The following is a 20,449-nucleotide window of genomic DNA, read 5'->3' as shown; positions in this document are numbered from 1 at the left end:
TTCGAATGTGCGATAACGGAAAGCTGCAAGGCTTTGCCGTTGTCGTCTGCATTTGCCTTGTCGTCGAAGCCGATTAAGACAATAGGCAATGCATTCGCGGGAGCAAACGATCTTCGCCCTGTCGTCGGGCCGGCCGCCGTCGGCGATCGCGGTCGTGCGGGTCTCGGGTGCCGAGGCGGGAACGGCGCTTCAAAAGATCGTCGGCGAAATTCCCGCCGCGCGCGTGGTGAAGCGGGTTATGCTGCGCGATTCGCTCGGTGAAGTGATTGATGATGCTGTCGTTTTGTGGTTTGCCGGACCTGCGAGCGCGACCGGCGAAGATGTCGCGGAGTTCCACGTTCACGGCGGTCGCGCGGTATTGAACGCGTTGTTCGCTGCGCTGTCGTCCATTGCCAATGTGAGGGCAGCCGAGCCGGGAGAGTTTACCCGGCGCGCATTTGAGAACGGCAAGATCGATCTCACCGAAGCCGAGGGTCTTGACGATCTCATCCATGCCGACACCGACCGGCAGCGGCGGCAGGCGTTACGGCAGTTGCGGGGACTGCTCGGCGATCGCGCGCGCGAATGGCGCGGGCAACTGATCGAGGCGTCGGCCCTGATCGAGGCCGGAATCGATTTTTCCGACGAGGACGACGTCCCTGATGATCTGTTGAAGCCCGCGATGGAAAAGATCGCGCGGCTTCGACGCGAGATCGAAGAAACCCTTGCGGCATCGGCACAAAGCGAACGCCTGCGCGACGGGTTGACGGTCGCGATCGCGGGCGCGCCGAATGTTGGCAAGTCGACATTGCTCAATCGTCTGGCGCGCCGGGACGCCGCGATCGTCTCGCCGTATGCGGGAACCACGCGCGATGTCATCGAGGTGCATCTCGATCTCGATGGTTACCCCGTGACGCTGATCGATACCGCGGGCATTCGCGAAACCGAGGATCCGGTTGAGCGGGAGGGCGTGCGGCGGGCGCAGGAGCGCGCTGCGGCCGCGGATCTGGTGTTGTGGCTTGCGGACGATGACGGCGCCGGTTCGCTGCAGCCGGTCGGCGAGGGGGGCGTGCCGGTCTGGCGGGTGCGCACCAAGGTCGATCTTTTCGGGTCTGAGACAGATGAGGCGAAGTCGGGGCAACTTGAGGCGAAACCGGGGCGGGGGGCAGCGACGCATTATTTCCGGATTTCTGCGGCGCGAGGCGATGGCGTCGATGAACTGGTGAGGTCTCTGACGTCGTTCGCAGCAGAATGGTTCGGAGGGGACGAAACGGCCCTTATCACGCGTCTGCGGCACCGCAACATATTGCGGGAGGCTGCAGCATCGCTTGCGAAGGCGGAGATTTCAGCCGGACGGGGCGATGAATTTATGGCGGAAGAGCTTCGAATTTCGATTCAGTTGATGGGAAGGCTGCTGGGGCGCGTGGATATTGATGATATTCTGGATTCGCTGTTTAAGGATTTTTGCATCGGTAAGTAGTGTATCTATATTCATTTCTTTGTCGCAAATCGGCGAGGAGATTGCACTCTGCTCTTGTCCCAAATGTTTCACGTGAAACGTCCCGCGTGCGCCGTCGCCGAGTCTGATCTGATCTTTCGCACGGTCGTCGCCTGAGATAAAAGGCACGGCGGAATGAAAAGCCCATGACCCCATCATTCGACATTATCGTGATCGGAGGCGGCCATGCCGGCTGTGAGGCAGCGACCGCGGCCGCGCGGATGGGCGCCCGGACGACGCTCGTGACCCATCGCTTCGACACGGTGGGCGCCATGTCCTGCAATCCGGCGATCGGCGGACTGGGCAAGGGCCATCTGGTCCGCGAGATCGACGCGCTGGACGGGCTGATGGGCCGAGTGGCCGACGCGGCCGGCATTCAGTTCCGGATGCTCAATCGCCGCAAGGGTCCGGCTGTGCGCGGACCGCGCGCACAGGCCGACCGCAAGCTGTATGCCGCCGCGATGCAGGGCGCGATTCGAGAGACCGCAAATCTCCAGGTGATCGAAGGCGAGGCGGACGACCTGCTCGTTGCAAACGGCAGGATCGCCGGCATTCGCCTGAGCGACGGCCGTGAGCTCGGGGCTGGCGCGGTCGTTGTCACCACGGGAACCTTTCTGCGCGGCCTGATCCACCTCGGCGAGACAAGCTGGCCGGCCGGGCGGGTCGGTGAAGCGCCGTCGCTCGGCCTGTCCGCGGCCTTCGAGCGGATCGGCTTTACGCTCGGCCGCCTCAAGACCGGAACGCCGCCGCGGCTCGACGGCGCCACCATCGACTGGGCGGCGGTGGAAATGCAGCCGGGCGACGATCCGCCAGAGCCGTTTTCGGTGATGACCGACCGGATCACGGTGCCGCAGGTCCAGTGCGGCATCACTCGCACCACGCCGGCAACGCACGAGGTGATCCGGGCCAACGTCCACCGTTCGCCGATCTATTCCGGCCAGATCACGAGTTCGGGGCCGCGTTATTGCCCCTCGATTGAGGACAAGGTGGTTCGCTTCGGCGATCGCGACGGCCACCAGATTTTCCTGGAGCCGGAAGGCCTCGACGACCCCACGGTCTATCCCAACGGGATTTCGACCTCGTTACCGGAGGAGGTTCAACGCGCGATCCTCGCGACCATTCCGGGCCTCGAGCGCGTCCGGATGACCCGGCCCGGCTATGCCATCGAATACGATCATGTCGATCCACGCGAACTCGAGCCGACCTTGCAGACCCGCCGCTTGCCCGGGCTTTTCCTGGCCGGGCAGATCAACGGGACCACAGGCTATGAGGAGGCCGCGGCTCAGGGGTTGGTCGCGGGCCTGAATGCGGCCCTGGCGGCGGGCGGCGGCGATCCCGCTATTTTCGACCGCGCCGACGGCTATCTCGGCGTCATGATCGACGATCTCGTGACCCGCGGGATTACCGAGCCCTATCGGATGTTCACCTCGCGCGCCGAGTACCGCCTGACGCTCCGCGCCGACAATGCCGACCAGCGGCTGACGGACAAGGGCATTGCAATGGGATGTGTCGGGGCGGAACGCGCCACGCACCACCGCGCCAAGATGGCGGCGTTGGAGGCAGCGAAGGCGCTGGCGAGATCGCTGTCGGTGACGCCGAATGAGGCGGCCCGGCATGGGCTTTCGCTCAACCGTGACGGCCATCGACGGTCGGCGTTCGAGCTTCTGTCTTATGCGGAGATCGGGTGGGGTGAGGTGACCGCGATCTGGCGGGAGCTGTCGGCCGTCGATCCGAAAATCGCCGTGCATCTGGAGATCGACGCCAAATACGACGTCTACCTGAGGCGCCAGACCGCCGATGTCGAAGCATTCCGGCGGGACGAGGGGCTCATCCTGACCGGGATCGACTATGCGGCGGTACCCGGCCTCTCCAACGAGGCGCGCAACCGGCTGGAAAAAGCCCAGCCGCGCACGGTGGGGCAGGCGGGGCGGCTCGATGGCCTGACGCCAGCCGCGCTCGGCATCCTGGCGGCCTATCTGCGCCGGGAAGCGCGGAAGAAAGCGGCAGCGTCGGCCTGAGCGCGCTCCGGCCGCAATGTTTCACGTGAAACATTCGTCCGCGTCTCCGCGAAAACAGAGATCCTTGGCTGTGAAAGATCGCTTTAAGGAGAAGGTCCGGAGTGTCAGGCGAGTCCGCCGCATAGTATGAGGTTCCTGCGTTTTGCAGGTACTTGACCATGGTGGCTGCGGCATAAGCACGATCCCCACTCACGCGCCTGAATGCGCCATCGGCCAATGGCCGACTAACCAAACCCAGAGCGAAATATCTGGCCGGGAATCACACGGTCCCGTATGCTGCCGGCGTGGCCATGCCAAAACCTTTACAGGCTCAATCTGGTTCGGTTGCCGACAAGGCGGCCGCGCTGGCGCTGACCCCTGTTTCACGTGAAACCGAGGCGCGGTTGGACGCCTACGTCGATCTGCTCGGCCAATGGCAGACCAAAACCAATCTTGTCGCGCCCTCGACGCTGCCGCAGCTCTGGACGCGCCACATCGCCGATTCACTCCAGCTTCTTTCGCTGGCGCCGCAGGCAAAACTCTGGGCTGATCTTGGCAGCGGCGGTGGTTTTCCGGGCATCGTGCTGGCCTGCGTCCTCGCCGGCATCGAAGGCGCTCGGGTCGATCTGGTCGAGCGCAACACCAAAAAGGCCGCGTTCCTGCGTGAGGCTGCCCGGATTACCGGGGCCCCCGCCGTCATTCACAACGCGGATATTGGGGATTATGTGGAAAGGTTGGAGGGCCGGATCGATTGCGTGACCGCGCGGGCGCTGGCGCCTCTACAAATGCTGCTCGGCTTTGCGGAACCGCTGGTCAAACGGGGAGCCAAGGCCTTGTTTCTCAAGGGTCAAGATGTAGAGATAGAATTGACGGAAGCTACTAAATATTGGAATGTTAAGCCTCGCATTCATTCCAGCCGCACCGGCGGAGGGGGCTGGATCGTCGAACTCGATCGCATCGAGCGGCGCGAGTGTCCTCCGACAAAACAGACATGAAACACATATGGCGCCGCCATGACGGTAATTGATGATATTTATCAATATGATAGCGAGAGCGAATCGTCCGCCCGCCATCCCCGGATCATTTCGCTCGCGAATCAGAAGGGCGGTGTCGGCAAGACGACGACCGCGATCAACCTCGGTACCGCGCTGGCAGCGATCGGCGAAAGCGTCCTGATCGTCGATCTCGATCCGCAGGGCAACGCCTCCACCGGCCTCGGCATCGACCGCCGCGACCGCAACGTCTCCACCTACGATGTGCTGATCGGCGAAGCTCCGCTGCGCGACGCCGTGGTGCCGACCGCGGTGCCGCGTCTGCACATTGCGGCCTCGACCATGGACCTTTCCGGTCTCGAACTCGAACTCGGTGCCACGAAGGATCGTGCTTTCCGTCTGCGCGATGCGATCACCGCGCTCAACGGCAACGCGGCCGACAATGCCGATTACACCTACGTGCTGATCGATTGTCCGCCGTCGCTCAACCTTCTCACCGTCAACGCGATGGCGGCATCGGACGCGATCCTGGTGCCACTGCAATGCGAGTTCTTCGCCCTCGAAGGCCTGTCGCAACTGTTGCAGACGGTCGAGCAGGTGCGCACCACGCTCAATCCGAACCTGTCGATCCACGGCATTGTGCTGACCATGTTCGACTCGCGCAACAACCTGTCGAACCAGGTCGTCGCCGACGTGCGACAGTTTATGGGCTCGAAAGTCTACGACACCATGATCCCGCGCAACGTGCGCATTTCGGAAGCGCCGTCCTACGGCAAGCCGGTGCTGGTCTACGATCTCAAATGCAGCGGCAGTGAAGCCTACCTGAAGCTCGCGACCGAGGTGATCAAGCGGGAGCGCGACCTGCGCACGACGCATTAGGGAAGTATCGGCAAGTATTGACCATAACGTCGTCATTGCGAGCGCAGCGAAGCAATCCAGAGAGTCACAAGGCAAGAACTGGACTGCTCCGTCGCTTCACTCCTCGCAATGACGGATTGAAGCGATCCAGGATCGCGGATTTCGATTTATTAATCCCGGAGTATCGAGCGTGAATCCAAGGGAGCTGGCGATGGCCGACGAAGCGCGTTCGCGACTGGGCCGCGGTCTTGCAAGTCTGATCGGCGACGTCGGCGGCGAGGCGGCCCACGCCGAGCGCCCGCGCACGCAGCGCAAGGTGGCGATCGAATTCCTGAAACCCAATCCGCGCAACCCGCGCCGGGCGTTTTCCGATGTCGAGCTCGGCGAGCTTGCCGATTCGATTCGCCAGCACGGCGTGATCCAGCCGATCGTGGTGCGCCCGGTGAAGGGCACTCAGGATCGCTATGAGATCATCGCCGGCGAACGGCGCTGGCGCGCGGCGCAGGCGGCGGGACTGCATGAGGTCCCGATCGTGCCGGTCGACGTCAGCGATCATGTCGCGCTCGAGATAGCGATCATCGAGAACGTGCAGCGCGAAGACCTCAACGCGATGGAAGAGGCGAAGGGCTATCACGCGCTCGCCGACGAATTCAAACGCACCCAGGACGAGATTGCGAAGATTGTCGGCAAGAGCCGCAGCCACGTCGCCAACATGATGCGGCTGACGAAACTGCCCGAGGACGTGCAGGCGCTGATCGCTTCCGGCGAGTTGTCGGCGGGCCATGCGCGCGCGCTGATCGGCTTGCCCGATCCGTCCGCCGCCGCGAAGCGCATCGTCGCGGAAGGGCTCAACGTGCGGCAGACCGAGGCGCTCGCGCATGAGGCAGGCGTGCCGGAGCGCAAGCCGCCGAAGGCGCGCGCGGACAAGGCGCAGAAGGATGCCGATACGCTGGCGCTGGAAAAGCGCGTCAGCGACGCGCTCGGCCTCGCGGTGACGGTGGAGCACAAGAATCCTGGCGGTGTCGTGCAGATCCGTTACCGCGATCTCGACCAGCTCGACGAGATTTTGAAGCGGCTGGACAAGTAAGCGCCTACCCCCAAGCGCGGGGCGAGAGAGAAGACGGCGCTTCGCTAGCAATGACGAAGCTGCCCTCGTCGCGGTATGGGCTGTCTCATCCCCTTCGCCGCGATCGATAGCGCGGGTGAAAGAGAATGAGCGTCCCTACCAAATTCCTGGGATCAGCCGATATCGGGTCGTCTGCTGATATGCGGTATAGCCTGGCAGATCGCGGGCGAGGAAATTCTCCTCATCGAGCAACCGCCATATCAGCAGCGGAAGTACTGTCAGGACGACGAGCAGTCCCCACCACGAGCCCAGCGCGACGGGAATCCCAGCGAACATCACCAACGCGCCCGCGTACATCGGATGCCGCACGCGCGCATAGGGGCCGGTCGTAATGACGGTCTGGTCCTGCGCGACCTCGATGGTCGCCGAGGTAAAACTGTTTTCGCGAAACACCCGATAGATCGCAAACCATCCGAACGCCATCACGGCGTTGCCGAGAAGCGCGACGATGGCCGGCATGTGCGACCAGGCGAAGCGACGATCGAGGGCAGGGACCACCAGCAGCGCGATGAATTCCGCCGACGCGATCAACATGATCAGCTTTTGCGCCGGCTCCTTCTCCGCGAACGGACCGCCCCGCATCCGCCGCCGCAGCAGTGCCGGGTCGTAGCGCAGCATGTATAGCGTCAGCACCAGCGAGGCCATTCCGTAGCACGCCAGAAAGATCCAGGCCTGCCAGTAGTCGAAAGTGCCGGCTGTCCCGAACAGCACGCACGCCATCACCACGATGACGATAACGAGGCTGCCGAACGCCCTTGCGCCGAGATGCTCCATGAATCGAACTCCGTCAGGCGAACATGTGCCGCAGGCGCGCGCGCTGCCTCATCCCCTTCGCCGCGCATTCACCGCGATCGACATCAGCGCGCGCTGTGCGATGACGGCGGCGAGTGACGACTGCCTGCGTATGTCCAGTGCGGCAATGGCGAGTTGATCCATCACCTGGAGCAGCCGCGCGGCGCTGAAATTGCGCAACGCGGTTTCCACTGCCGCTTTGCGCGAAAAATGCAGTCGCGGAAATCCGCCCTCGGCTGCTGACGAGGCCGACGCGCCGCCTTCCATCAGAAGCGCCGCCTTGTGCAAGGCGGCGACCTGGCGCTGCGCGGCGGAAATGGCCAGGCCCGGATAGGTGCCGGCGACCATGGCCTTGGCGAATTCGGTTTCGACGACGGCGGGCTGTCCGGCGAAGGCAGCGTCGACGACGGGATCGAGCTTGAAGTCGGATGCGTCCGACACCACAGCCATCACGTCTTCTAACGTGATCTCGCGCGCGCCGTGGGCATAAAGCACGATCTTGCGCAACTCGTTGCGCGAGGCCTGACGGTCGCCGCCAAGCAGCGACGTCAGCATGGCGCGTGCATCCTGTGCGATCTTCAGGTCGGAGGCACGCAACTCGTCGTCGATCAGGCGCGCGAGATCGCGTTCGGTGTCGGGGTAGCAGGCGATCGCCACCGCGTTCTTCGCGCGCTCGCAGGTTTTGCGCAGCGGCGCTTCGGGTCGCAGTTCACCGGCCTCGATCACGATCCGACAGTCCCGGATATCGGAGTCGGCCAGGGTCTCGACGCCACTGGCGAAACTGCGCGATCCGGCCTTGACGCGGATGGCGCGGCGGCCGCCGAACAGCGGCACCGTCATGGCCTCATCGACAAGACGCGACGGCTCGGCCGCAAGTTCGTCGCCATCGAGCCGCACCAGCGAGAACGGATCGTTGACGTCATCGACAGCCGACGCCGTCAAGGCGTCCGCGCGTTCGCGTACGAGACCGGCGTCGGGGCCGTAGAGCAGGATGATCGGGCGGGCCGGATCGGGCCGGGCGAGAAAGCTGTCAACGTCTTTTCCGCGCAGCGCGACCATGTGCGTTCGACCCAACCCCCGTTTCGGCAAGAACGATGTTTCTTAAACCTCTCCCGTGGAAAAGGTCGGCGCGGCGCGCCGGGCGAGGGTTCGATACCTCGATAGATCGTAACCCGTCACTCCAACCCCCTCCCGACGGGAGAAGGGAACGGGCTTCCCGATGCCGCGATACCGAAACGCCATCGCTTCGCAGAACGAAGGTGAATGGCGTTGTCACGTTCCCGAATAGAAATACGCCGCCAGACGCGTGTTGATGTTGTCGGCGATCTGCTGCGCGGCGCGATCTTCGGCATCGCGATAGGCGCGCGCGCGTGCGAAACGCTGGAGCTGGCCGGGAATGTCGTAGGAGGTGCGGGCGAAGGTGTTCGCATCGAGAACGGTCTTGCCGGTTGCGACCTCGATCAACTGATAGCTGGCGTCGATGCCGTAGCTCTCGTTGGAGGGCAGCGCGGTGTTGGCACCGAGCATCAGCGACGAGCGGGTGGTTGAGAAGCGGATCTTGAGCTGGTGCGTCGGAGGTGCGCCGGTGGCGCCGCCGTAAAGCTTGAACGCGAGTGCGTTTCGTATTTCGATGCCGATCCGGGCATCGGGGGAGGCGTTGGGCTTTTTGATCGGCATCAGCTCCACGCCCATCAGCTTGTCGCGCAGGGCCGGGCTGCCGTCCGTGTGCTCGGCATACATCGGATGAAAGCAGCCGGCCGTCAGAGCCGCCAGCACGGCGACGACGCTCAGCCGGGCCGCGATGCGCGGACCAGAGCCGTTTCCGTTCCGATAGGATCGGAACGGGGCTCTCGATTCTAATGTTGACGCGTTTTCTTGCCGCGAACCGGTATCCACTTCGCTCGAAGACGCTCCAAGCCATGATCGAGCCGGTCGAGCCGACAACCTACCCCACCACATTCACGATCCTCTGCGGGACGATGATGATCTTGCGGGCCGGTTTGCCGCCCAGCGCCTGTCTTACCGCATCGAGCGCCAGAACGGCAGTCTCAATTTCCGGATTTGGCGCGCCGCTCGCCACGGTAACCTCGCCCCGCTTTTTGCCGTTGACCTGCACCGGCAGCGTCACGGTGTCTTCAACCAGCAAATCGCGCTCGATTTGTGGCCAGCGGGCTTGCGAAACCAGACCGGCCTGCCCGAGTGCCCGCCAGCATTCCTCGGCGAGGTGCGGCATCATCGGGCTGAACAACTGGACCAGGATGGTGGCGGCCTCGCGCAGGCTCCAGGCCAGATCCGGCGCGAGGCCGGATGTCCCGGCACGGGAGCGGGCAAGGGCGTCGGTCAGCTCGTTGGCGAACTCGCGGATATTGGCGAGGCAGACATTGAAGTGCAGCCGCTCGATGCCGGTCGACACCTTGTCGAGCGCGCCATGGGTCGCCTTGCGCAGCGCCAGCGCCTCAGTGCCGAAACTTGCCGGCCTGTCCTGCGGCGCGGCCTTGCCGGCCTCAGCCGATTCGTTGACCAGCCGCCATAGCCGCTGCATGAAGCGCGCCGCGCCCTGCACGCCTTCCTCGCTCCAGATCACGTCGCGGTCCGGCGGCGAGTCCGACAGCATGAACCAGCGCGCGGTGTCGGCGCCGTAGCTGCCGATGATGTCGTCGGGGTCGACGGTGTTGCGCTTCGACTTCGACATCTTCTCGACCGCGCCGATCTCGACCGCTTTGCCGGTGGAGATCAGCGTGGCACGACGGGTCTCGCCGCTGGCCTCGATCCGGACCTCGTCGGGCGAGGCCCAGCCGCCGTCGGCCTTGCGGTAGGTCTCGTGCACCACCATGCCTTGCGTGAACATGCCCTTGAACGGCTCGTCCATGTCGACATGGCCGGTGGCCTTCATCGCGCGGGTGAAGAAGCGCGAATAGAGCAGATGCAGGATCGCATGCTCGACGCCGCCGATGTACTGGTCGACCGGCATCATGCGGTTGGCGATCGCGGGCGTGGTCGGCGCCTGCTCGTTCCACGGATCGGTGAAGCGCGCGAAGTACCAGGAGGAATCGACGAAGGTGTCCATGGTGTCGGTTTCGCGCGTGGCCTTGGTCCCGCACTTCGGGCAGACGACATGCTTCCATGTCGGATGATGGTCGAGCGCGTTGCCGGGCCTGTCGAAGGTGACGTCCTCCGGCAGCGTGACCGGCAGGTCTGTCTCCGGCACCGGCACCACGTCGCAGTTGGGGCAATGGATCACCGGGATCGGACAGCCCCAGTAGCGCTGCCGCGAGATGCCCCAGTCGCGCAGGCGGAAGTTCACCTTGCGCTCGGCGACCGGCATGTTGTCGCGCATCTCGCTTTCCAGGCGCTTGGCGACCTCTTCCTTCGCCGCATCAGTGGTCATGCCGTCGAGGAAGCGCGAATTGATCATCCGCCCGTCGCCGTCATAGGCCGTGTCGGTGATGACGAAGCTCGCGGGGTCTTGTCCCTCGGGGCAGACCACCGGCGTGTTGCCGAGGCCGTACTTGTTGACGAAGTCGAGGTCACGCTGGTCGTGCGCCGGACAGCCGAAGATGGCGCCGGTGCCGTATTCCATCAGGATGAAGTTGGCGACATAGACCGGCAGCGCCCACGCCGCGTCGAACGGATGGATCGCGCGGATGCCGGTGTCGAAGCCCATCTTCTCCGCGGTGTCGATCTCGGCCTGCGCGGTGCCGCGCCGCTTGCACTCGGCGATGAAATCGGCGAGCGTGGGATTGTCTTTCGCCGCCGCTTGCGCCAGCGGATGGTCCGGCGCGATCGCCATGAATTTCGCGCCGAACAGGGTGTCGGGGCGCGTGGTGAAAATTTTCAGCTCACTCTCACCGTTTGGCGTGGTCGGGGCGTCGAGCGCGAAGCGCACCAGCAGGCCCTCGGAACGGCCGATCCAGTTGCGCTGCATCAGCCGCACCTTGTCGGGCCAGCGATCGAGCGTGTCGAGCGCGTCGAGCAGGTCCTGCGCGTACTTCGTGATCTTGAAGACCCACTGGTTCATTTCGCGCTGCTCGATCACGGCGCCGGAGCGCCAGCCGCGGCCGTCGATCACCTGCTCGTTGGCGAGCACGGTCATGTCGACCGGGTCCCAGTTGATCTTGCGCTTCTCGCGTTCGGCGAGGCCGGCGCGGAGGAAGTCCAGGAACATCTTCTGCTGGTGCCTGTAATAGGACGGATCGCAGGTCGCGAATTCCCGCGCCCAGTCGAGCGACAGCCCGATCGAGCGGAGCTGCTTCTTCATGGTCCTGATGTTGTCGTAGGTCCACGCCTTCGGCGCGACCTTGCGCTCGATCGCGGCGTTCTCGGCCGGCAGACCGAAGGCGTCCCAGCCCATCGGATGTAGCACGTTGTAGCCCTTGGCGCGCATGTAGCGCGCGATCACATCGCCAAGGGTGTAGTTGCGGACATGGCCGATGTGGATGCGCCCGGACGGATAGGGGAACATCTCCAGCACGTAGTATTTTTCGCGCGGATCGTCGTTTTTGGTGGCGAAGATCGCCTGCCTGTCCCACTCGGCTTGCCAGCGCGGTTCGGCGTCACGGGCGTTGTAACGTTCTGAGGTCATGGAAATGCGGTGTTTTTCGTGATTTGCAGGCCTCGACTAGGCCACGAAAGCGGACCGGGGGTCAACGGGTCGGCAGTCAGGACGTCACGGTTTGCAAGCGGTGTGGTTTTGCGGTGTAAGCGGGACGCCCACCGCGCTTCGGGAGCGATTCAATGGCCAACCTCTCCGTTTATCCCATCACCCGCCGCTGGCCGGCCAGGGATCCCCGCCGGCTGCAGCTCTATTCGGTGCCGACGCCCAACGGCGTGAAGGTCTCGATCATGCTGGAGGAAACCGGCCTGCCCTATGAGCCGCACCTGGTCGATTTCGACAAGGACGAACAGAAGAGCAGCGAGTTCCTGTGGCTCAATCCCAACGGCAAGATTCCAGCGATCCTCGATCCCAATGGTCCCGGCGGCAAGCCGCTCGCTTTGTTCGAGTCGGGCGCGATCCTGCAATACCTCGCCGAGAAGACAGGCCAGTTCCTGACCGCTGACCCGGCATCGCGCTGGCACGCGATTGAGTGGCTGCACTTCCAGATGGGCGGCGTCGGGCCGATGTTCGGGCAGGTCGGGTTTTTCCATAAGTTCGCCGGCAAGGATTTCGAAGACAAGCGGCCGCGCGATCGCTATGTGGCGGAATCGAAGCGGTTGCTCGGGGTGATGGACGCTCATCTTTCGACCCATCGGTGGTTTGCCGGCGACGAGTACACCATCGCTGATATCTCGATGCTTGGCTGGGTGCGCAACCTGATCGGATCCTATGGAGCGCGCGAACTCGTCGAGTTCGATCGCTTCCGCCATGTCGCGGCCTGGCTGGAGCGGGGGCTGGCGCGGCCCGCGGTGCAGCGCGGCCTCGCGATCCCGGCGGGGGGATAGGCGGAGCACCAATGACCACAGACGACGCATCCGCAACCGCTCCGCTGCCAGGCGGCCTTGCTGCCGTGGAAGCCGAGATCGTCCGCGCCTGCCGCGATGCGCGGCGCGAACGGTCCTCGGTGACGCTGGTGGCGGTGTCGAAAACCTTCGATGCGGACGCGATCGCGCCGGTGATCGCCGCCGGTCAGCGGGTTTTCGGGGAGAATCGCGTGCAGGAAGCCCAGCGGAAGTGGCCTGCGTTGATGGCCGCGCATGCCGGCATCGCGCTGCATCTGATCGGCCCGCTGCAGTCCAACAAGGCGAAGGAGGCCGTCGCCCTGTTCGACGCCATCCATTCGGTCGACCGTCCGAGCCTTTGCGAAGCGCTGGCCAAAGAGATCGGGAAGCAGGACCGGCGGCCCGATCTGTTCGTTCAGATCAACACCGGCGAGGAGCCGCAGAAGGCCGGGATCGCGCCGTCGGACGCCGACGCCTTCATCGCGCGATGCCGCGATACCTATGGACTGACGATCGCGGGGTTGATGTGCATTCCGCCGGTGGATGACGCGCCGGCGCCGCATTTCGCGCTCACCGCCAAGATCGCCAGACGCAACGGGCTCACCCGACTGTCGATGGGCATGAGCGCGGACTTCGGCGTCGCGATCGCGCTCGGCGCGACCCATGTGCGGGTCGGCTCGGCGATTTTCGGGGTGCGGTAGTTTCGCTTTTACCTTGTGGAAGAACGAAGATCCTTACTGCTTTTCAACGTCACCCGATCTCGATCCGCGTCTGCGGTCCGATCCGCCGCAACAGCCGCAGCATCGCGGGTTGCGTCATCGCCACACATCCCGCGGTCGGTCCAAAATTGTCGCGGGCCAGATGAAGGAACACGGCGCTGCCACGTCCCGCAATGCGGGGGCGGGTATTGTGATCGATTTCGATGATGAAATCGTAGAGATGGTCATCGCGCGTCAGCCGGTCGCCGCTCGCGCCGGTCGTCAGCCCGATCGGCCGGTTGTAGCGGCGGTCGGCCGGATCTTCGCACCAGGCATCGGTCGGCTTGATCGCGCGAACCGGCAGAAACGTCCGCGGCCGCGGATGCCGGTCGGATCGCCACCACAGCCGGATGGGCCGGAAAATTCCCTTCGGCGTGCCGCCGTCGCCCTCGCGTTTGTCGGCGCGGATGCCGCCACGGCCGATCGCCACAGGTGTGATCTGACCCCCGCCGATCAACCAGCCCCGCTGCGGCCGTCCGGCGGCTGGGCGGACACGAATCGCGGCGAGCGGCCGATCACGGGAATGTGTCGTCCAAGGCGTTGATAATCCAGAATTTTGCATGGAATGAGGAGGTCTCGCCCGCGCTGCGGTCCGGATAGGGACTTTCAGATTTACAGGAACATTCACCCAAATTCCCGCCCGTTCTGGGGTAGACTCCATCGGGACAATGAATCGCTGCAGCTTTCACACATCCGGACGCACGACTTACACGACCCATGAAGGTGGCGCACACCTGTTAAATCAAGGTGGTTCGCTGCTGCCCCTGTTCCCGCCGCCAGGAGGATCGCACCGATGGCCAACGCCCGTAAAATCCTGATCGTGGACGACGACACCGATCTGCGCGACACGCTGGTCGAGCAACTGTCCCTGCATGAGGAATTCGAGGCCTCCGCCGTTGATACGGGCGCCAAGGGCGCGAGCGCCGCCAAGGCCCACTCGCCCGATCTGGTGTTGATGGATGTCGGTCTGCCCGATACCGACGGCCGCGAGGTGGTGCGCAGCCTGCGCAAAGGCGGCTTCAAGGCGCCGATCATCATGCTCACCGGACACGACACCGATTCGGACACGATTCTGGGCCTTGAATCCGGAGCCAACGACTATATCGCCAAACCGTTCCGCTTCGCGGTGTTGCTGGCGCGAATCCGCGCGCAGTTGCGTCAGCATGAGGCCAGCGAGGACGCGGTGTTTTCGGTCGGGCCCTACAGCTTCCGGCCCGGCTCCAAGATGCTCACGACCGCCACCGCCAAGAAGGTGCGGCTGACCGAAAAGGAGACTGCCATCCTGCGTTTCCTGTACCGGGCCGGACAGATGCCGGTGTCGCGCGAGACGCTGCTGCAGGAGGTCTGGGGCTACAATTCCGGCGTCACCACCCACACGCTGGAAACCCATATTTACCGTCTGCGCCAGAAGATCGAGAAGGACGCCGCCAATCCGGAAATTCTGGTCACGGAAGCCGGTGGCTACAAGCTGGTGCCGTGATACGTCCGGCCCGACCGGGCTGAATCAAACTTTGGCCCTATCTTTTTGAAACAGCATGGTCTTATCCGAAATCCGGGTTCCACTGTTCGGGGTCATGCTCTAGGGTCTTTGACGTGTCACGGAAACGGTGAAAGACCCTAGGCTCTTGAACTGGCGCGTTTTCTTCACGCGAACCGGATTCCACTTCGCTCGAAAACGCTATAGGCTGACAATTCGTATCAGCTCTCGTCAAAACAGTTTTTGGGCGATCCCGGTCCTGGATCGCCGACTGGTCCTCCATGTCGATCGACGATGACGTTGTCCTGCTCGAGCGCGTCCCGACCCTGCGCCTGCTGGGAGCCGATGCGCTGCGCGTGCTCGCCATCGGTGCCGAACAGCAGCAGTTCGCGCGCGGCTCGATCCTGTTTCGCGCCGGCGACGATGCGGACGCGGGCTACGTGGTTCAGGAAGGCGGGTTTCGCATCCATGTCGCGGGCGGCGGCGATCATGAAGTCATCGCCGAGCGTGGTGCGCTGATCGGCGAACTGGCCCTGATCGTTCCGATGTCGCGCCCCGCGACGGCGGTCGCGCTGGAATATTCGATGGCGATCCGGATTCCGCGCACTCTGTTTCTGCGCGTGCTCGACAGCGATCCCGCCGCCGCCCGCCGCCTGCGCGACGAACTCGCCAACCGCACGCGGCAGACCACCAGCGACATCCTGATGGCGAGCGCCAAGCTGAACAGCTAGAGCGGGATGAGATCAAGGATGGATGCCCGGATCAGGTCCGGCAGGGCGAACAGGATTCCATCAAAAGAAAGATTCCGTTCCTCTCATTCCGCATTCACACCTCGATCACCGCCGTCACCGGCACATGATCGGACGGTCGCTTCCAGCCGCGGGCATCGCGGGTGATGCGGAAGTCGCGGACGCGATCCCGCAGCGCCTCCGAGACCCAGATGTGGTCGAGCCTGCGGCCGCGGTCTGCGGCAACCCAGTCGGCGGCGCGATAGCTCCACCACGTATAGACCTTCTCCGACATCGGAATCCGCGCGCGCGCGACGTCGACCCAGTTGCCGTGGTTTTGCACGCCGAGTAGCTTCTCGCATTCGACCGGCGTATGCGAAACGATCTTCAGAAGCTGCTTGTGCGACCAGACGTCGTTCTCGTGCGGGGCGACGTTGAGGTCGCCGACCAGGACATGCCGGTCGTTGCCCTGCGGATGCAGCGGCGCGCAGGCCTTCATCTCGTCGAGGAATTGCAGCTTGTGGGCGAACTTCGGATTGAGCGCGGGATCGGGAATGTCGCCGCCCGCCGGCACATAGAAATTGTGCAGCACCAGCGGCGCAGCGAGGCCCGCCTGGCCGCCGAAGGTCACAGTGACGTGGCGTGAGTCGATCTTGTCGCAGAAGGTGCGGATATTACTGGCGTCGAACGGAAGCTTCGAGACCACCGCGACGCCGTGATAGCCCTTCTGCCCGTTGAGCGCGATGTGCTCGTAGCCGAGCCGGCGGAAGCGTTTCAGCGGAAAGGCGTCGTCGGGACACTTGGTTTCCTGCAGGCACAGCACGTCGGGCCGCTGCGCTTTCAGAAACTTCGCAACCAGATCGATGCGCAGCCGGACCGAATTGATATTCCAGGTGGTGAGGGAGAGATGCATAAACGTCCGGCACCGTAGATTTTTACCCTCTCCCCTTGCGGGAGAGGGTGACCGAGCGTTAGCGAGGGCGGGTGAGGGGGAAAGCTTTGCGCGGTTAGGTACCCCTCACCCGGTTTCTCACTTCGTTCGAAACCACCCTCTCCCACAGGGGGAGAGGGAAAGGAAGGGGACTTTATGATTTTAATTTGACGCGTTTTCTTCACGCGAACCGGTAACCCGCCTCGTTCCGTAAACGCTATGACGCGCCCTAATTATTCGACGTCGGATATCGGGTGTAGTCGATCTTGAACAAACCGGGGTCGAGCTTCGCCGTCGAATTCAGGTTGTAGATCGCCACCGTGGTGTCGTAGCCCTGCGGATCGGTCACGGTCCACTGCTTGAGTTTGCCGTCCTTGACGCCGACCATCAGCATCAGGCGGGAGGTGCCGATCAGCGCCTGCTTTTCCTCGATGGTAATGCTGATGTAAAGATCGTCCGAGGTCACGCCGACGACGTTGGTGTCCTTCATCAGGTCGATGCGATCCGACAGCAGATAGCGCAGCGGCGTCTGCGACAGCGGATAGATGTCCTGGGTCGCGAGCTTGGTGTCGCGAACCACAAGCGACGAGCCGTCGGAAATCATCGCGATCGGCGACGGCGGGTCGTATTCGAACCGCACCTTGCCCGGCTTCTGGATATAGAATTCGCCGGTCGAGCGGCTGCCGTCGGGGCCGACCTGCACGAAGTTTCCGGCCAATGTCCGCAGCGACGACAGATAGGCGCTGACCCGCGCCGCCGCGGCCTTCTGGTCCGCGCTGAAGGTTGCGAAAAAGTTTGCCGGCACGTTGCGCCGCCGGTCCGGAATGATCGGCTCTGGCGGTTGCGTGGTCCCGGTGACCTCTGGTTCGACGGTCTCATGAAGTTTCGCCGTGGCCGCGCCGTCGCGGTCCTTCGGCGCCGGTCGCGGCATTGGAACGGCCTGCGCGAAGGCATGCGGAATGAAAAGACCGGCGATCAGCACCGCGGCGAGCCAGACCGCGCCGGCGCATGCGCGACCGCGAATCGGGCGATGGGCCGCGGATGAATGTGTCACGTGTCTGCTCAATGTCTCGTCCTGTCCGCCCGAGGCGTGCTTTCTAGCGCATGATCCGCCGAAGTGTGAGCGGTTTGGCGAAAAGATCATGCGCATTCTCGATATTTTAGAGCGCGACCGGACGCAAAACCGTGATCCACTTTTGCTGATCGCGCTCTAAGCGCTTTGCGCCGCCGCGGGAATTCCTTTTTCGGGGCGAGTTCCGGGCGGATGTTGCCGCCCGGTGCGTTGGTTCAGAAGGTCGTCCATTCGCATCGAAGGTTGCTGCAGGGACAGGCGGGCCACGGAAGCGGCCACTATCGCGGCGCTGTGGCGATTTCGCGACTCCGAGACGGCATCGTCCAACGTTCCGGTCATGCGTCAGAAGTGGCTTTCTTCTTCCTCGATCAGGATTTCACGTTTTCCGGCGTGATTGGCCTGCCCGACGATGCCTTCGAGCTCCATGCGCTCCATCAGCGAGGCGGCTCGGTTGTAGCCGATCTGGAGGCGGCGCTGGATGTAGCTGGTGGAGGCCTTGCGGTCGCGCTTCACGATCGCCACCGCCTGCGAGAACAGATCGCCGCCGCCGTCGCCGCCCATGCCGGTCGAATCGAACACCGCGCCGTCCTCGTCGGTCGGCTCTTCCGCTGTGACCGCCTCGAGATATTCCGGCGCGCCTTGCGTCTTGAGGTGACGAACCACCTTTTCGACTTCCTCGTCCGACACGAACGGCCCATGCACGCGCGAGATGCGGCCGCCACCGGCCATGTAGAGCATGTCGCCCTGGCCGAGCAGTTGCTCCGCGCCCATTTCGCCGAGGATGGTGCGGCTGTCGATTTTTGACGTGACCTGGAAGGAGATGCGGGTCGGGAAGTTGGCCTTGATGGTGCCGGTGATGACGTCGACCGAGGGACGCTGCGTCGCGAGGATGACGTGCAGCCCGGCGGCGCGCGCCATCTGCGCCAGCCGCTGCACCGCGCCTTCGATGTCCTTGCCGGCGACCATCATCAGGTCGGCCATCTCGTCCACGATGATGACGATGAAGGGAAGCGGCTCCAGGTCGAGCTTCTCGTCCTCGTAGATCGCCTTGCCGGTTTCCTTGTCGAAACCGGTGTGCACCGTGCGCGTCAGCTCCTCGCCATTCTTCTTCGCTTCGACGAGCCGCGCATTGTAGCCGTCGATGTTGCGCACGCCGAGCTTGGCCATCTTCTTGTAGCGCTCTTCCATCTCGCGCACCGCCCACTTCAGCGCGACCACCGCCTTCTTCGGATCGGTCACGACCGGCGTCAGCAGGTGCGGGATGCCGTCATAGACGGAGAGTTCGAGCATTTTCGGATCGACCATGATGAGCCGGCACTGGTCGGGCCGCAGCCTGTACAGCAGGCTGAGGATCATGGTGTTGATCGCCACCGATTTGCCCGAGCCGGTGGTGCCGGCGATCAGCATGTGCGGCGTGCGCGCGAGATCGATGATGACGGGATCGCCGCCGATGGTCTTGCCGAGGCAGAGCGGCAGCTTGGCGACGGAGTCGATAGCGTCCCTGGCGGTGAGCAATTCGCGCAAATAAACCTTTTCGCGATGCGCGTTCGGCAGTTCGATGCCGATGGCGTTGCGGCCAGCGACCACCGCGACGCGCGCCGACAGCGCGCTCATGGAGCGCGCGATATCGTCGGCGAGGCCGATGACGCGCGCCGACTTGATGCCGGGCGCGGGCTCCAGTTCGTACAGCGTCACCACCGGTCCGGGATTGGCTTTGACGATTTCGCCGCGCACGCCGAAATCCTGCAGCACGCCTTCCAGCGCCCGCGAATTGGCTTCCAGTTCGGACTTGCTGAGCGGTTGGCGATCGGCGGCGCGCGGCGCGGTCAGGACGTTGACCGACGGCAGGTCGAACTTGATGGATTTTTTGGCGGGCGCGCGAGAAGCGGCTTTCCGTCGTGGCGCGCGGACCGGAGCATCCTCCTCCTCGTCTTCGTCCTCCTCCTCCTCATCATCCTCGTCGTGCGCCGGCACCAGGGACGGGCCGTTGGATCCGCCGAGGGTCGGCTCCTGACGCTCATACGCCAAGGCCGCCGACTTCTGCGGCGCGCTCGACACCAGCGACTTGTAGGCCAGCGCGACAAGCGCTCCGAGCCTGAGGCGTTTCACCCGCGCTTTCGCGCTCATCAGCGCATGCACCAGCCAGCCCAGCGAGACCGAGGCGTGATCGCTGCCGTCGTCGAACGGCGCGTCGTCGTCGATCGCGAGCGTCTCGTCGGCCACCCGCGATTTCAATCCGCCGGCCCACAGAAATGTCGCGACCATGATGCATAAGAAAATCGCGCCGAACACGACGTGCTGCAGCGCGCTCGCCGGGCCGAACAGGATAGCAGGCGCCCGCACCAGCGCATCGCCGACCACGCCGCCGAGTCCGGTCGGCAGCGGCCACGCGCCGTTATGCGGCCAGCAACTGGCGAAACCGGCGGCGGCGGCGGTGCAGAGAAGCCAGCAGGCCAGCCGCGTCGCCGCGCGATCGAACGGGCGATGGGTCAGCATGCGCCAGCCCCAGATCGCCACCGGCAGGATCAGCATGATCGCGCCGAGGCCGAGAATCTGCATCAACAGATCGGCGCCGATCGCGCCGGGATAGCCGAGGACGTTGTGGATCGCGCGCGAAGTGGCGTGGCTGAGGCTCGGATCCTGCACCGACCATGTCATCAGCGCAGCCGCGGCAGCGCCCGACAATCCGATCAGGCCGAGCCCGGTCAGTTCGCGCAGGCGTCGCGCGAGCGCATCGCGGATCGACGGCGGTAGATGATCGACGATGGGAAGGAGGCGTTCGATCGCTGCCATGCTCATGGGCCC

At 64.1% G+C, this 20,449-nt stretch carries 17 protein-coding genes; 9 read left to right on the top strand and 8 right to left on the bottom strand.

Annotation, left to right across the window (positions count from 1 at the left end; genetic code table 11):
- Window positions 1–88: 88 nt before the first annotated feature.
- The 5 genes from mnmE to ACS3WA_RS01775 all read left to right on the top strand — a co-directional run bounded on the left by mnmE (window position 89) and on the right by ACS3WA_RS01775 (window position 6,411).
- A complete protein-coding gene (gene mnmE / locus ACS3WA_RS01795) occupies window positions 89–1,459 on the top strand; it encodes a tRNA uridine-5-carboxymethylaminomethyl(34) synthesis GTPase MnmE (protein ID WP_438276841.1) in 1,371 nt (456 codons plus the stop codon).
- Between the two features lie 164 nt (window positions 1,460–1,623).
- The gene (mnmG, locus tag ACS3WA_RS01790; RefSeq protein ID WP_438276840.1) at window positions 1,624–3,495 is read left to right on the top strand and encodes a tRNA uridine-5-carboxymethylaminomethyl(34) synthesis enzyme MnmG; all 1,872 of its coding nucleotides are present in this window, start codon (window positions 1,624–1,626) and stop codon (window positions 3,493–3,495) included.
- Between the two features lie 290 nt (window positions 3,496–3,785).
- A complete protein-coding gene (gene rsmG, locus ACS3WA_RS01785; protein WP_438276986.1) occupies window positions 3,786–4,469 on the top strand; it encodes a 16S rRNA (guanine(527)-N(7))-methyltransferase RsmG in 684 nt (227 codons plus the stop codon).
- Window positions 4,470–4,487: 18 nt separating this feature from the next.
- Entirely contained in the window at window positions 4,488–5,345 is an 858-nt protein-coding gene (locus tag ACS3WA_RS01780; protein ID WP_438276839.1) for a ParA family protein, read from the top strand.
- Window positions 5,346–5,535: 190 nt separating this feature from the next.
- Window positions 5,536–6,411 carry a ParB/RepB/Spo0J family partition protein gene (locus tag ACS3WA_RS01775; protein ID WP_438276838.1) on the top strand — a complete coding sequence of 292 codons (876 nt, stop codon included), beginning with the start codon at window positions 5,536–5,538 and terminating at the stop codon, window positions 6,409–6,411.
- A gap of 135 nt (window positions 6,412–6,546) precedes the next feature.
- Here ACS3WA_RS01775 and ACS3WA_RS01770 read toward each other — a convergent pair whose 3' ends face one another.
- From ACS3WA_RS01770 to leuS, 4 genes are all read right to left on the bottom strand, one after another.
- Window positions 6,547–7,224 (bottom strand): methyltransferase, encoded by a 678-nt coding sequence (locus ACS3WA_RS01770; RefSeq protein ID WP_438276837.1) that lies wholly within the window; start codon window positions 7,222–7,224, stop codon window positions 6,547–6,549.
- Window positions 7,225–7,272: 48 nt separating this feature from the next.
- Window positions 7,273–8,301, bottom strand: coding sequence for a DNA polymerase III subunit delta (gene holA / locus ACS3WA_RS01765; protein ID WP_438276836.1), 1,029 nt, complete (start codon window positions 8,299–8,301; stop codon window positions 7,273–7,275).
- Window positions 8,302–8,514: 213 nt separating this feature from the next.
- Window positions 8,515–9,018, bottom strand: coding sequence for an LPS assembly lipoprotein LptE (gene lptE / locus ACS3WA_RS01760; RefSeq protein WP_438276835.1), 504 nt, complete (start codon window positions 9,016–9,018; stop codon window positions 8,515–8,517).
- A gap of 169 nt (window positions 9,019–9,187) precedes the next feature.
- Window positions 9,188–11,824, bottom strand: a complete 2,637-nt coding sequence (gene leuS, locus ACS3WA_RS01755; RefSeq protein WP_438276834.1) for a leucine--tRNA ligase — start codon at window positions 11,822–11,824, stop codon at window positions 9,188–9,190.
- A gap of 152 nt (window positions 11,825–11,976) precedes the next feature.
- Between leuS and ACS3WA_RS01750 the strand changes: the two genes are divergently transcribed.
- Window positions 11,977–12,681: a glutathione S-transferase N-terminal domain-containing protein gene (locus ACS3WA_RS01750; protein ID WP_438276833.1), complete on the top strand. Its 705-nt coding sequence runs from the start codon at window positions 11,977–11,979 to the stop codon at window positions 12,679–12,681.
- 11 nt (window positions 12,682–12,692) lie between these two features.
- Window positions 12,693–13,379, top strand: a complete 687-nt coding sequence (locus ACS3WA_RS01745) for a YggS family pyridoxal phosphate-dependent enzyme (RefSeq protein WP_438276832.1) — start codon at window positions 12,693–12,695, stop codon at window positions 13,377–13,379.
- A gap of 49 nt (window positions 13,380–13,428) precedes the next feature.
- Here ACS3WA_RS01745 and ACS3WA_RS01740 read toward each other — a convergent pair whose 3' ends face one another.
- Window positions 13,429–13,998 carry a L,D-transpeptidase family protein gene (locus ACS3WA_RS01740; protein ID WP_438276831.1) on the bottom strand — a complete coding sequence of 190 codons (570 nt, stop codon included), beginning with the start codon at window positions 13,996–13,998 and terminating at the stop codon, window positions 13,429–13,431.
- Between the two features lie 231 nt (window positions 13,999–14,229).
- Here ACS3WA_RS01740 and ACS3WA_RS01735 point away from each other — a divergent pair, with 231 nt between their 5' ends.
- Both ACS3WA_RS01735 and ACS3WA_RS01730 read left to right on the top strand, forming a co-directional pair.
- On the top strand, window positions 14,230–14,916 hold the full coding sequence (locus ACS3WA_RS01735) for a response regulator transcription factor (RefSeq protein ID WP_292619498.1): 687 nt from the start codon (window positions 14,230–14,232) through the stop codon (window positions 14,914–14,916).
- A gap of 278 nt (window positions 14,917–15,194) precedes the next feature.
- Window positions 15,195–15,644, top strand: a complete 450-nt coding sequence (locus ACS3WA_RS01730; RefSeq protein WP_438276830.1) for a cyclic nucleotide-binding domain-containing protein — start codon at window positions 15,195–15,197, stop codon at window positions 15,642–15,644.
- A 94-nt stretch (window positions 15,645–15,738) separates the two neighbouring features.
- On the opposite strand, the gene ACS3WA_RS01725 is transcribed toward ACS3WA_RS01730, so the two are convergent.
- From ACS3WA_RS01725 to ACS3WA_RS01715, 3 genes are all read right to left on the bottom strand, one after another.
- Window positions 15,739–16,554 (bottom strand): exodeoxyribonuclease III, encoded by an 816-nt coding sequence (locus ACS3WA_RS01725; RefSeq protein WP_438276829.1) that lies wholly within the window; start codon window positions 16,552–16,554, stop codon window positions 15,739–15,741.
- A gap of 247 nt (window positions 16,555–16,801) precedes the next feature.
- Entirely contained in the window at window positions 16,802–17,503 is a 702-nt protein-coding gene (locus ACS3WA_RS01720) for an outer membrane lipoprotein carrier protein LolA (protein WP_438276985.1), read from the bottom strand.
- A 483-nt stretch (window positions 17,504–17,986) separates the two neighbouring features.
- Complete coding sequence (locus tag ACS3WA_RS01715; protein ID WP_438276828.1) at window positions 17,987–20,443, bottom strand: DNA translocase FtsK; 2,457 nt, start codon at window positions 20,441–20,443, stop codon at window positions 17,987–17,989.
- Between the last annotated feature and the right edge of the window lie 6 nt (window positions 20,444–20,449).

The organism is Nitrobacter sp. (assembly GCF_051535235.1).
In the GTDB taxonomy this organism is placed as follows: domain Bacteria; phylum Pseudomonadota; class Alphaproteobacteria; order Rhizobiales; family Xanthobacteraceae; genus Nitrobacter.
Note: the sequence above shows the minus strand (reverse complement) of the source record. Positions and strands in the feature narration are given on the sequence as shown.